Raw genomic sequence first — 13,774 nt, forward strand, 5'->3', positions numbered from 1 at the left:
CTGCACGAAATTTTGCGCACACGCAGAGGGCCAACGTCGTCCCTCGGCACGCACACATGCCACTTGAGACGACGACGGGAGAGCCGATGCGTACGCCGCGCCAGCCGTCCCAGCATTCCGCGAATGGCCAGAACTGGTCCTTCATGGATGCTCGCCCTGCTGCGCAGGGTATGTACGACCCCCGCAACGAGCACGACGCCTGCGGCGTCGGCTTCGTGGCCACCCTCACCGGTGAGGCGAGCCACACGCTGGTCGAGCAGGCGCTGACCGTTCTGCGCAACCTCGAGCACCGCGGCGCCACCGGCTCCGAGCCGGACTCCGGCGACGGCGCGGGCATCCTCACCCAGGTCCCCGACGCGTTCCTGCGCGAGGTCACCGGGTTCGAGCTGCCCGAGGCCGGCTCCTACGCCGTCGGCATCGCCTTCCTGCCCGAGCAGGGCACCGAGGGGACCGTCTCGCAGATCGAGACGATCGCCGCCGACGAGGGCCTGACCGTCCTCGGCTGGCGCGAGGTCCCCGTCGCCCCCGAGCTGCTCGGCGCCACCGCCCGCTCGACGATGCCGGTCTTCCGGCAGATCTTCGTCACGGACGGCGCCAGCCGGGGCATCGCCCTCGACCGCAAGGCGTTCGTGCTCCGCAAGCGCGCCGAGCGCGAGGCCGGCGTGTACTTCCCGTCGCTCTCCGCCCGCACGATCGTCTACAAGGGCATGCTGACCACCGGCCAGCTCGAGCCCTTCTTCCCGGACCTGTCCGACCGCCGCTTCGCCTCGGCCGTGTCGCTCGTCCACTCGCGCTTCTCCACGAACACCTTCCCGTCGTGGCCGCTCGCGCACCCGTACCGCTTCGTCGCGCACAACGGTGAGATCAACACCGTCAAGGGCAACCGCAACTGGATGCGCGCCCGTGAGTCGCAGCTGGTCTCCGACCTCTTCGGCGAGCAGGGCCTGGAGCGCGTCTTCCCCGTCTGCACGCCGGACGCCTCCGACTCGGCGTCCTTCGACGAGGTGCTCGAGCTGCTCCACCTCGGTGGCCGCTCGCTGCCGCACTCCGTGCTGATGATGATCCCGGAGGCGTGGGAGAACCACGACTCCATGGACCCGGCCCGGCGCGCCTTCTACCAGTTCCACTCCACGATGATGGAGCCCTGGGACGGCCCGGCCTGTGTCACCTTCACCGACGGCACCCAGGTCGGCGCGGTCCTCGACCGCAACGGTCTGCGCCCCGGCCGCTACTGGGTCACCGACGACGGCCTCGTCGTCCTCGGCTCCGAGGTCGGCGTCCTCGACATCGACCCCGCCAAGGTCGTGCGCAAGGGCCGCCTGCAGCCCGGCAGGATGTTCCTCGTCGACACCGCCGAGCACCGCATCATCGAGGACGACGAGATCAAGGCGCAGCTCGCCGCCGAGGCCCCGTACGCCGAGTGGCTGGAGGCCGGCGAGATCGAGCTGGGCGACCTGCCCGAGCGTGAGCACATCGTGCACACCCACGCCTCGGTCACCCGCCGCCAGCAGACCTTCGGCTACACCGAGGAGGAGCTGCGCGTCATCCTCGCTCCGATGGCCAAGGCCGGCGCCGAGCCGATCGGCTCCATGGGCACCGACTCGCCGATCGCCGCGCTGTCCTCCCGCCCGCGCCTGCTCTTCGACTACTTCACCCAGCTGTTCGCCCAGGTCACCAACCCGCCGCTGGATGCGATCCGCGAGGAACTGGTCACCTCCCTGCGCTCCTCGCTGGGCCCCGAGGGCAACCTGCTGGAGCCGACGGCCGCCTCCTGCCGTACGGTCACCCTGCCCTTCCCGGTGATCGACAACGACGAGCTGGCCAAGCTCATCCACATCAACGCCGACGGCGACATGCCCGGCTTCAAGGCCGCGACGCTCTCCGGCCTGTACCGGGTGCACGGCGGCGGTGACGCCCTCGCCGCGCGCATCGACGAGATCTGCGCCGAGGCCGACGCCGCCATCGACAACGGCGCCCGGCTGATCGTCCTGTCGGACCGCCACTCGGACGCCGAGCACGCCCCGATCCCCTCGCTGCTGCTCACCGCGGCCGTCCACCACCACCTCATCCGCACCAAGCAGCGCACCGAGGTGGGCCTGCTGGTCGAGGCCGGTGACGTCCGCGAGGTCCACCACGTCGCCCTGCTGATCGGTTTCGGCGCCGCCGCCGTCAACCCCTACCTGGCGATGGAGTCCGTCGAGGACCTGGTCCGCGCCGGGACCTTCCTGTCGGACATCGAGCCCGAGAAGGCCATCCGCAACCTGATCTACGCCCTCGGCAAGGGCGTCCTGAAGGTCATGTCCAAGATGGGCATCTCCACCGTCGCCTCCTACCGCGGCGCCCAGGTCTTCGAGGCCGTCGGCCTCGACGACGCCTTCGTGGAGAAGTACTTCCACGGCACCGCCACCAAGATCGGCGGCGTCGGCATCGACGTCGTCGCCAAGGAGGTCGCCGCCCGCCACGCCAAGGCCTACCCGGCCTCCGGCATCGCTCCCGCGCACCGCGCGCTGGAGATCGGCGGCGAGTACCAGTGGCGCCGCGAGGGCGAGCCGCACCTGTTCGACCCGGAGACGGTCTTCCGCCTCCAGCACTCCACCCGCTCGGGCAGCTTCGAGATCTTCAAGAAGTACACGGACCGGGTGAACGAGCAGTCCGAGCGCCTGATGACGCTCCGCGGCCTGTTCGGCTTCTCCTCCGACCGCCCCTCGATCCCCGTCGACGAGGTCGAGCCGGTCTCCGAGATCGTCAAGCGCTTCTCCACCGGCGCCATGTCGTACGGCTCCATCTCCAAGGAGGCGCACGAGACCCTCGCCATCGCCATGAACCAGCTGGGCGGCAAGTCCAACACCGGTGAGGGCGGCGAGGACCCGGAGCGCCTGTACGACCCGGCGCGCCGCTCCGCGATCAAGCAGGTCGCCTCCGGCCGCTTCGGTGTCACCAGCGAGTACCTGGTCAACGCCGACGACATCCAGATCAAGATGGCCCAGGGCGCCAAGCCCGGCGAGGGCGGCCAGCTGCCCGGCCACAAGGTCTACCCGTGGGTCGCCAAGACCCGGCACTCCACCCCGGGCGTCGGCCTGATCTCCCCGCCGCCGCACCACGACATCTACTCCATCGAAGACCTCGCCCAGCTGATCCACGACCTGAAGAACGCGAACCCGCAGGCGCGGATCCACGTGAAGCTGGTCTCCGAGGTCGGCGTCGGCACGGTCGCGGCGGGTGTGTCCAAGGCGCACGCGGACGTGGTGCTGATCTCCGGCCACGACGGCGGCACCGGTGCCTCCCCGCTGACCTCGCTGAAGCACGCGGGCGGCCCCTGGGAGCTCGGCCTCGCCGAGACCCAGCAGACCCTGCTGCTCAACGGTCTGCGCGACCGGATCGTCGTCCAGACCGACGGCCAGCTCAAGACCGGCCGTGACGTCGTCATCGCCGCGCTGCTCGGCGCCGAGGAGTTCGGTTTCGCGACCGCGCCGCTCGTCGTCTCCGGCTGCGTCATGATGCGCGTCTGCCACCTGGACACCTGCCCGGTCGGCATCGCCACCCAGAACCCGGTCCTGCGCGACCGCTTCTCCGGCAAGGCCGAGTACGTGGTGAACTTCTTCAAGTTCATCGCGCAGGAGGTCCGCGAGCTGCTGGCCGAGCTGGGCTTCCGCTCCATCGAGGAGGCCGTCGGCCACGCCGAGGTCCTCGACGTGCAGCGCGCCGTCGATCACTGGAAGGCGCAGGGCCTCGACCTCGCCCCGCTGTTCTACGTGCCCGAGCTGCCCGAGGGCGCGGTGCTCCACCACGCCGTCGCCCAGGACCACGGTCTGGAGAAGGCGCTCGACAACGAGCTGATCAAGCTCGCCGCCGACGCGCTCGCCGCCTCCGACGCCACCGAGGCCCAGCCGGTGCGCGCCCAGATCAAGGTCCGCAACATCAACCGCACGGTCGGCACCATGCTCGGCCACGAGGTGACGAAGAAGTTCGGTGGCGCGGGCCTGCCCGACGACACCATCGACATCACCTTCACCGGCAGCGCGGGCCAGTCCTTCGGCGCCTTCCTCCCGCGCGGTGTCACCCTGCGCCTGGAGGGCGACGCCAACGACTACGTCGGCAAGGGCCTCTCCGGCGGTCGCGTCGTCGTCCGCCCCGACCGGGGCGCCGACCACCTCGCCGAGTACTCCACCATCGCGGGCAACACCATCGCCTACGGCGCCACCGGCGGCGAGCTGTTCCTGCGCGGCCGCACCGGTGAGCGGTTCTGCGTCCGCAACTCCGGCGCGCTGGTCGTCTCCGAGGGCGTGGGCGACCACGGCTGCGAGTACATGACCGGCGGTCGCGCAGTGGTCCTCGGCGAGACGGGCCGCAACTTCGCGGCCGGCATGTCCGGCGGTGTCGCCTACGTGATCGACCTCGACCGCGACAACGTCAACGTCGGCAACCTGGACGCCGTCGAGGCGCTGGACGCCGCGGACGGGCGGTGGCTGCACGACGTGGTGCGCCGCCACGCCGAGGAGACCGGCTCCACCGTCGCCGAGAAGCTCCTCGTGGACTGGGACGCGTCCGTGGCGCGCTTCAGCAAGATCATCCCCAGCACGTACAAGGCAGTGCTCGCCGCCAAGGACGCCGCCGAGCAGGCGGGACTCTCCGAGTCCGAGATCACCGAGAAGATGATGGAGGCGGCGATCAATGGCTGACCCGAAGGGCTTTCTGAACCACGGCCGCGAGGTCGCCAAGTCCCGTCCCGTCGACGTGCGCCTCAAGGACTGGAACGAGGTCTACGTCCCCGGCTCCCTGCTGCCGATCATCAGCAAGCAGGCCAGCCGGTGCATGGACTGCGGCATCCCGTTCTGCCACAACGGCTGTCCGCTCGGGAACCTCATCCCCGAGTGGAACGACTACGCCTACCGCGAGGACTGGTCGGCCGCGTCGGAGCGCCTGCACGCCACGAACAACTTCCCCGAGTTCACCGGCCGCCTCTGCCCGGCGCCCTGTGAGTCGGCGTGCGTGCTCGGCATCAACCAGCCGGCCGTGACCATCAAGAACGTCGAGGTCTCGATCATCGACAAGGCGTGGGACGCGGGCACCGTCGCCCCGCAGGCCCCCGAGCGCCTGTCCGGCAAGACCGTCGCCGTCATCGGCTCGGGCCCGGCGGGACTGGCCGCCGCCCAGCAGCTGACCCGGGCCGGCCACACCGTCGCCGTCTACGAGCGCGCGGACCGCGTCGGAGGCCTCCTCCGCTACGGCATCCCCGAGTTCAAGATGGAGAAGCGGCACATCAACCGCCGTATCGAGCAGATGCGCGCGGAGGGCACCCGATTCCGTACCGGCATCGAGATCGGCCGCGACCTCAAGGCGACCGACCTGAAGAAGCGGTACGACGCGGTCGTCATCGCCGCCGGCGCCACCACCGCCCGTGACCTCCCGGTCCCCGGCCGTGAGCTCAAGGGCGTCCACCAGGCGATGGAGTACCTGCCGCTGGCCAACAAGGTCCAGGAGGGCGACTACGTCACCTCCCCGATCACCGCCGAGGGCAAGCACGTCGTCGTCATCGGCGGCGGCGACACCGGCGCCGACTGCGTGGGCACCGCCCACCGCCAGGGCGCCGCCTCCGTCACCCAGCTGGAGATCATGCCCCGGCCGGGCGAGGACCGGGCGCCGCACCAGCCCTGGCCGACGTTCCCGATGCTCTACAAGGTCACGTCCGCGCACGAGGAGGGCGGTGAGCGGGTCTACTCCGTCTCCACCACCCACTTCGAGGGCGACGAGGACGGCAACGTCCAGTGGCTGCACCTGGTCGAGGTCGAGTTCGTCGAGGGCAGGCTGACCCAGAAGCCGGGCACCGAGCGCAAGATCCCCGCGCAGCTCGTCACCCTCGCCATGGGCTTCACCGGCACCGACCGCGAGAACGGCCTGGTCGAGCAGTTCGGCCTGGAGCTCGACGAGCGCGGCAACGTCGCCCGCGACGCCGACTTCCAGACCAACGTGCCGGGCGTGTTCGTCGCCGGTGACGCGGGCCGCGGCCAGTCGCTCATCGTGTGGGCGATCGCCGAGGGCCGCTCCGCCGCCCGCGGCTGCGACCGCTTCCTGACCGGTGCCAGCGACCTGCCGGCCCCGATCCGCCCGACGGACCGCTCCCTGACGGTCTGACGGAACGGCCTGACGGCGTGACGGCCTGACGGTCACCCCACCGGCCCCGGTGCGACACCGGGGCCCCACCTGCGTGACGTACAACGGCGTACGGAACACAGGCCGGCGCCTGCCTCACTGTCCCCGACCGGACGACCTGGCAGGCGCCGCCGCATGTCCCCGCTCAGCGGTTCCCGTCCGGCCACACCTGGATGTGGTCCTCCTCCAGCTCCAGCAGCACCCGGTCCGCCATGTCCAGCGCGGCCGTGTACTCGGCGGGCAGCTGCAGCCGCCCCGCCCGGTCGAGCATCGCGTACTCCCGCGCCACCAGGGACTCCTGACCCTCCGCGTCGACCTCCGTGCGCCGCAGCACCTCCGTCGAGGTGCGGCCGTCCCGGATGGCGACCGTGCGCCGGACCTCGCCGGCCACCGCCTGGTCGTGCGTGACCACGACGATCGTCGTGCCCAGCTCCTCGTTGGCCCGCCGGAACGCGGCGAACACCTGCTGCCCGGTCGCCGAGTCCAGCTCACCGGTGGGCTCGTCGGCGAGCAGCACCGCGGGCGCGTTGGCGAGGGCGACGGCGATCGCGACCCGCTGCTGCTGCCCCCCGGACAACTGCCGCGGACACCGGTCGGCGCAGTCGGCGACCCCGAGCAGGGCCAGCAGCTCCGCCGCCCGCCCGCCCCGCTTCCCGCGCCGCACCCCCGCCAGCTGCATCGGCAGCGTCACGTTCTGCGCGGCCGTCAGATACGGCAGCAGGTTGCGCGCCGTCTGCTGCCACACGAAGCCCACCACCTCACGCCGGTACCGCAGCCGCGCCTTCGCGTCCATCGCCAGCAGATCGCGGCCCGCCACCCGCGCCGAGCCCGCGGTGGGGACGTCCAGGCCCGCGAGGATGTTCATCAGCGTCGACTTGCCGCTGCCGGACGCCCCGACCAGCGCCATCAGCTCGCCCTCCCGGACCAGCAGATCGAGCCCCTGGAGCGCCTGCACCTCCACCGCGTCCCCGCCCCCACGCCCGGAGAAGATCCGCACCAGCCGGTCGCAGGCGATCAGCGCGTCGTGCCCGTACGCGGGCCGGTCCCGCCGGTCCGCCGCCCGCCGCTCCAGCTCCGCCAGCGACCGTGTCGTCCCGCTCATCGCCTGTCTCCCGCCCTGAGTTGTGTGCTGGGTGTCCGGCGTCGGGCCCACGGGGTCTGTCCGGTGGCGGCCGCGTCGGTGCCGGGCGGGAGCGGCGCCGCGGGTCGGTCGGCGGGGTCGGCCGGTCCGGCTCCGCCGGCGACCGTGTCGTCCCGCTCATCGCGTGTCTCCCGCCCTGAGTTGTGTGCTGGGTGTCCGGCGTCGGGCCCACGGGGTCTGTCCGGTGGCGGCCGCGTCGGTGCCGGGCGGGAGCGGCGACCGCGGGTCGGTCGGCGGGGTCGGCCGGTCCGGCTCCGCCGGCGACCGTGTCGTCCCGCTCATCGCGTGTCTCCCGCCCTGAGTTGTGTGCTGGGTGTCCGGCGTCGGGCCCACGGGGTCTGTCCGGTGGCGGCCGCGTCGGTGCCGGGCGGGAGCGGCGACCGCGGGTCGGTCGGCGGGGTCGGCCGGTCCGGCTCCGCCGGCGACCGTGTCGTCCCGCTCATCGCGTGTCTCCCGCCCTGAGTTGTGTGCTGGGTGTCCGGCGTCCGGACCACCAGGCCTGCCCGGTGGTCACCGCGGCCGCCAGCAGTACCGCGCCCGCGGCGGGCAGGAGCAGGGACCACGGGTCGGTTCGCAGGGTCGCCCCGTGGACCGTGGCACCGGCCGGCAGGGCCAGCCGGTCGAGGTCGACACCCGGGGCGAGCAGCCGGACGGTGGCCCAGCCGACGGCCACACCCCCGCACGCCGCGATCAGCGCCTGGGGCAGCGCCTCCAGGCCGAGCAGCCGCCGGCCCTGGCGGGCCGTCAGGCCCAGCGTGCGCAGCCGGGCCAGCAGCGCGGCCCGCTCCGGCGCGGCCCGCAGCAGCGACAGCACCAGGGCCAGTACGGCGTACAGGGCGCCCGCGACGACCGCCCAGCCGTAGATCCGCCCGGCCCCCTCCTGGAGCGGCGTGTCCGACAGCGCCGCGCGTTCCTCGGCGCGCAGCGTCACCGTGCGGTCCGCCCCGCGCACGGCCGCCCGCAGGGCCCGCGCGTCGAGTCCGGCACCGGCCGCCAGCAGGGTGGTAGGACCGCCGGAACCCTTCAGCCCCGCCGCGTCGACCAGCAGGAACTCGCCCTCGGGCACGGCGGGCGTACGGTCGCGCACCGCCGTGATCCGCACCGAGACGACCCCGCCCGGCGTCACGATCGGGCGGGCCGCCCGCCCCAGCCGCTCGGCGACCCCCGGCGAGGCGACGGCGTCCAGCACCCCGCCCGCGGACGCCAGCCGCCCGTCCGGGAAACCGCCGAGCCCGACCCGCCGGGCCAGCCCCGCGTAGGCCTCCGGCTCGACGCCGACCACGGTCAGCGGATGCGTCTCGTCGGACGCGCTCGTCGAGGCCCGCTCGATCCGTACGCCCGCCACCTCCCGCACCCCCGCCACGCCCCGCACCGCCCGCACCAGGTCCGCCGGGAGCGGGGTGCCGTCGGTCGTGGCGACGCGCGCGTCCGCGCCCGTCGTCAGCAGCGCGGCCCGGTCCCGGGCGTCCGCCACCCCCGACAGCACCGACCCGCCGAACGCCGCCGTCGTCAGGGCCGTCAGCAGGGCGAGCAGCGGCAGCGCCGCGACCCCGGCCGGGGAACGGCCCGCACGGGCCAGCGCCAGGAACCCGACCGCACCCCGCAACCGCGCGGCCGGCCCGGCGGCCCACCGCAGGGGCAGCGGATACAGCCGTACGAGGACCAGCGCCGCGACCAGCCCGACCAGCACCGGCGCCGCGCTCACCAGCAGATCGCCCGACGCGCCCGTGCCGCGACGGCGCAGCGCCGCCACCGAGCCCACGGCCAGCACCAGCAGGGTCAGCTCGGCGACCGTGCGGCGCGCCCCGGGCCGGGCGTGGGCGAGATCGTCCCGCTCCTGATGTGCCCGCGGCCTGCGGTGGGAGACCACCGCGCGCACCGGGAGCGCCGCACAGGCGAGCACCGCCACCCCGCCCGCGCCGAGCAGCGCGGGCAGCAGCCGCGCCCCGTCCACCACGGCCACCGCGAGCAGCAGCCCCCCGGCCGCGGAGGGCACCGCCACCACGGCGGTCTCGCCCAGCAGCCGCCCCGCGATCCCGCGCAGCGAGCCGCCCCGGGCCCGCAGCAGGGCCAGTTCCCGCTCACGGCGGGCGGCGGCCAGACCGGCGCTCATGACCAGGACGACGACGGCGACCGCGGCGATCCCGAACGCCGCGACGGCGACCACCGGCGCGATCGCGTCCCGGACCGCCGTGCCGGCCAGGACGACCTGCTCCAGACCGGTGGAGAGCGCGGCCGTGGGACCCGCCGCCACGCGCAGCCGCAGCAGCCCGGGGCCGCCCTCGAGGGAGGCGACCGCGTCGACGAGCGGTGCGGCGTCCCGCGCGCCGAGCCGCCCGGTGTCGGGGGCGATCCGCCAGTACTTCTCCGGCTCGCCCTGCCCGCCGAGCAGCACCGGGGCCGCCTCGGGCGCCAGCAGCAGGGCCGCCTCCCAGTAGAACTGGGGCGGAGTGGCCTTCACATAGGCCAGGGCGGGCGTGCGCAGGGTCGGCTCCACCGCCCAGTAGCTCCCCCGCGGATGCCGGGGCGCCAGGACGCCGGTGATCCGGACGGTCAGCGGTGCGCCGGTGAACCCGTCCAGCGTGACGGTGGAGCCGGCCCGCAGCCCGAGCGTCCGGGCGGTCTCCTCGGTCACGGCGCCTTCCAGCACCCGGGTGTCCGCCGTCACCGGCCCCTCGGCGGCGGGCAGCCGGCCCTGACGTACGGTGGCGTGCCCGGCGATCCCGGACTGCGTCAGCAGGGTGAACCGGGGTGGCAGTCCGTCGGGCCGGGGGAGGGACGCCTCCTGCGCCTCCAGACTCTTCGCGGTCCGCATCCCGTACGCGGACTCGGCCGGGTCCGCCCGCAGCGGCCGGGGCAGCGCGGCCGACGCCGCGGCGTCGACGGCCGCCAGCGCCTCGGGCCGTACGGCCTTCTCGCGGGCCCCCTGCGGCAGTTCGAGCCCCGGCTGCGGGGCCTTCAGCTCCAGCACCGTGGACTGCGGGGGAGCGTCGGCGACGGCCTCGCGCAGCCCCCGGGTCCCGTAGGACTCGACGGCCCGCGGCAGCAGGGCCGCGAGGAACGCCGTGAGCAGCACCAGCACCCCGAAGGCGAGGGCGCCCACCGGCGCGGTGCGCAGCCGGGTCCGCACCCAGGGCGCGCCATGACGGTCCGGGTGCATCTCAGTCCTCCCCCTGGTGGCGCAGCGCGACCGCGGGTTCCGCCCGGCGCAGCGCGGAGCCGGCGGTGATCAGCAGGAGCGGGGCGGCGACCCCCGCGAGCAGCAGGGCCACCCTCGGCAGCGGCAGCTCGACCAGGACGGGCGGGACGGGCCGCGCCGCGTCGGAGGTCAGCACGATCAACGGGACCACGGCACGGGTCAGCACGGTCCCCAGGCCCAGACCGGCGAGCAGCCCGGCCCCGGCGAGCAGGCTCTGCTCGGTCGCGACCAGCCGGGCGAGGTCCCGGCGCGGCGCGCCCAGCGCCCGCAGCACCGCGAACTCCGCCGACCGCTCCCGCCGCGCCCCGGCCGCGCTCACCGCGAACCCTCCGGCCGCGAGGGCCACGGCGGCCGCCGCGACCGCCGTCAGGGCCGAGCGCGGACCGGCGCCGAGCGGGTCCCGCAGCAGCGCGGCGGCGATCTCGTCGCGCACCAGGACCTGGTCCGCGTCGAGGTCGCCGCGTGCCCGCAGCGCGGCGGCGACCCGCGCGGCCCGGCCGGGGGCGGGGGCCACCCACCACTCGTTCGGAGTGAGCGGCACACTCGCCCGCCGGGCCAGGGCCGCGTCCACGGCCCGCAGGTCGAGCAGCAGGGCCCCGCCGTCCGCCCGTCCGGCCGGGCCGTCCCCGGTCGTCGGCAGCGCCTCGACGGACCGGACGATCCGCACCCGCAGCCGCTCCCCGGCCAGCGTCACGTCGATGCCGTCGCCGACCTCGGCGCCCGCCGCGCGCAGGAACTCCTCGGTGGCCAGCCCGGCGAGGCTCGCCGCGGCCGGGGCGCCGGCGGTGTCGACGCGGACGGTGAACATCGGCGGGGCGAGAGCGAGGCCGTCCCCGACGCCCGTGGCGTACTCGACGGTGAGCGGCGCCGGTGCCGTCACGGGCCGCAGCGTCGTGCGGGCCACGGCCGTGCCGTTCTCCGACACGGTCCCCCGGCCCGACCAGCGCAGTCCGGCGGGCGCCGGGACGGTCCGCGCGCCTCCGTCCCGGCCGGTGGCGAGGAGGCGTTCCACGGTGAGCCGGTGCCCCTGGGGGCGGCCCTCGGGGGAGGCGCCGTCGAGTTGCAGACCGGTCAGCCGCAGCGGTCCGGCCGGGGCGGCCCGGCCGCCGGTCGCGGTCACGTCCAGGTCCACGACGGCTCGGTGCACCCGGCCGTCCACGGGGATCTTCCCGGCGCTCATCCGGTAGGCGATGCCGTAGCCGTCCTCGACGACCAGGGTGAGCTGCGGCGCCAGACCGGAGGGACGGGTTCCCGGGTCCGTGACGTCGGTGATCCGCACGTCGAGCGCGAGCCGCCGGGTGCCGTCGGGCAGCCGGATCGCCCGCTCGGTGTCCTGCCCGGCGGGGGCCAGGGCCCGCAGCAGCCGCGCACGGGGCTCCGCGGCGAGATCGCCGCGCAGCAGCAGGTCCTCCCCGGCGTGCGCGGTGTCCAGGGCGAGGACCGTGGCCGTCCGTCCGCCCGAGAGGTCCACGGTGGTGCGGTGGGCGGGGGCGGCGTCGCGGGCCCCGGGCAGCGCGGCGTACAGACCGGTCTGGCCGGGGCTGCCCGGCCTGGTGTCGAGGACGCGTACGGAGGCGCCCGTGCGGAAGTCGGCCTGGTCGCCCTGCGACCGGTCCCAGGACGCCCCGTGCCCGATCGCCAGCATCCCCGTCGCCACCGCCACGACCAGCAGCAGTACCGGACCGGCCCCGCGCAGCGGACGCCGGCTGAACTGCCAGCCCGCCAGCGCCGCCGGCAGCCCCCGGCCGCTCGCGGACCGCCGTTCCGCGAGCCGGGCCGCGAGCGGCAGCAGCCGCAGGGTCAGCACCGTGCCCGCCAGCAGCGCCAGCGCGGGCGCGGCGACCAGCAGCGGATCCACGCCCAGCTCCCCGGCCCGGTCCCGGCTGAGCGCGCCGCCGCCCGTGTCGGTCCGCCGGCCGAGCTGCCAGTAGGCGATCCCCGCGATCAGCAGCAGCCCGGCGTCGGCTCCGGCGCGCACCGGCGCGGCCGAGGCCGTGGCCCGCAGCCGCCGCAGCCGGACCGGCGTCCGGGCCGTCGCCGTCAGCGCGGGCGCCACGACCGCCGTCGCGCACGCCGCCGCCACCGCGCCCGCGACCAGCCACACCCGCCCGGCGGGCGCCGCGTCCAGGCGCAGCCCGATCCGGTCGAGCGAGGACCAGTGGGCGAGCAGCCGGGCCAGCGGACCGGACAGCAGCGCGGCACCGACCGCGGCCGGCACCGCCAGCAGCAGCGCCTCCAGCGCGGCGAGCGCCGCGATCCGGCCGCGCGAGCCGCCCCGGGCGCGCAGCAGTTCGGTCTCGCCCGCCCGCTCGCCGTCCAGGAGCCGGGCCACCAGCAGCAGCGCGTACCCGGCGAGCAGCACCAGCTGCACCGAGACGATCAGCAGGGTGGAGCGGGAGACGAGCAGGGCCCGCGCGGTCCGGTCGAGCAGAGCGGGCAGTTCGGTGCGCACGGTGGCGCCCTCCCCGAGCGCCCCGCGCAGCTCTTCTGCGGCCCGCGCGTTCGCCGCGCCCAGCCGGTCGATGCCGGCGGTGGTGAGCGTGCGGAAGTCGGCCGTCGCCACCCAGGTGGTGCCGTCGACGGCGGCGCGGCCGGAGGCGAGCACGGAGGCGTCGGTGAGCAGGGGGCCGTAGGTGGTGAAGACGACCGTGCGCACCCCGTGTCCGGCGAGGGTGTCCGCCTGCCAGTACGGGTCGGCGGTGTCGGCCGCCCGGTAGGTCCCGGTCACCCGGACCGTGAGGGGCTTGCCCGTCAGCCGGTCGGTGAGCGCCACCCGCGCCCCGGGCCCGAGCCCCAGCCGGTCGGCGGCCGCCGCGGGCAGCGCGACCGGCACCGGCCCGGTCCCGGGCGCCGGTCCCGGCAGGGCGCCCGCGACCAGCCGGATCCGGGAGGTGTCCAGGGCGGCGAGGAAGGTGAGGTCCGGCTGCCCGGCCTGCGGCGTACCGGGCAGGGCGTACGCCGTCGAGCGCTCCAGCGCCCGCACGGTCACCGGCAGCCCGCCGAACGCCTCCCGCCCCCGCCGGGTCACGTCCGCGGCCGTCTCGTCCCGGGCGGCGTCCGTGTCGACGACCAGTGCCGCCGAGGCCGCGGCCCGGCCGCCGAGCGTGGTGCGCAGGGCCGCGTCGCCGACGGAGGCGGAGAACGCGGCGAGCGCGGCGAGCACCGAGGCGGTCAGCAGCACCGCGAGGAGTGCGGCGGCGAGCAGCAGCCGGTGCGCGCGCACGCGCAGCACCAAGAAGCCCGTCACGCGTCCCCCGCTCCCCCCGAAGTCCCCTACGCGGCAT

General features: G+C 75.2%; 5 protein-coding genes. 2 read left to right on the top strand and 3 right to left on the bottom strand.

The genetic code is table 11. From position 1 onward, the window contains the following. Positions 1-86: 86 nt before the first annotated feature. A complete protein-coding gene (gltB, locus tag U5640_RS33495) occupies positions 87-4,679 on the top strand; it encodes a glutamate synthase large subunit (protein ID WP_340380853.1) in 4,593 nt (1,530 codons plus the stop codon). Continuing rightward, positions 4,672-6,132, top strand: a complete 1,461-nt coding sequence (locus tag U5640_RS33500) for a glutamate synthase subunit beta (protein WP_340380855.1) — start codon at positions 4,672-4,674, stop codon at positions 6,130-6,132. Before gltB ends, U5640_RS33500 begins: the two co-directional genes overlap by 8 nt. A 163-nt stretch (positions 6,133-6,295) precedes the next feature. On the opposite strand, the gene U5640_RS33505 is transcribed toward U5640_RS33500, so the two are convergent. The 3 genes from U5640_RS33505 to U5640_RS33515 all read right to left on the bottom strand — a co-directional run bounded on the left by U5640_RS33505 (position 6,296) and on the right by U5640_RS33515 (position 13,737). Next, positions 6,296-7,252, bottom strand: coding sequence for an ABC transporter ATP-binding protein (locus tag U5640_RS33505; RefSeq protein WP_340380857.1), 957 nt, complete (start codon positions 7,250-7,252; stop codon positions 6,296-6,298). A 478-nt stretch (positions 7,253-7,730) separates the two neighbouring features. Then, positions 7,731-10,451 carry an FtsX-like permease family protein gene (locus U5640_RS33510; RefSeq protein WP_340380859.1) on the bottom strand — a complete coding sequence of 907 codons (2,721 nt, stop codon included), beginning with the start codon at positions 10,449-10,451 and terminating at the stop codon, positions 7,731-7,733. A gap of 1 nt (position 10,452) precedes the next feature. Next, positions 10,453-13,737 carry an FtsX-like permease family protein gene (locus tag U5640_RS33515; RefSeq protein WP_340380861.1) on the bottom strand — a complete coding sequence of 1,095 codons (3,285 nt, stop codon included), beginning with the start codon at positions 13,735-13,737 and terminating at the stop codon, positions 10,453-10,455. Positions 13,738-13,774: the final 37 nt, after the last annotated feature.

Origin of the sequence: Streptomyces sp. SS7 (assembly GCF_037993025.1) — a bacterium.
GTDB lineage: Bacteria > Actinomycetota > Actinomycetes > Streptomycetales > Streptomycetaceae > Streptomyces.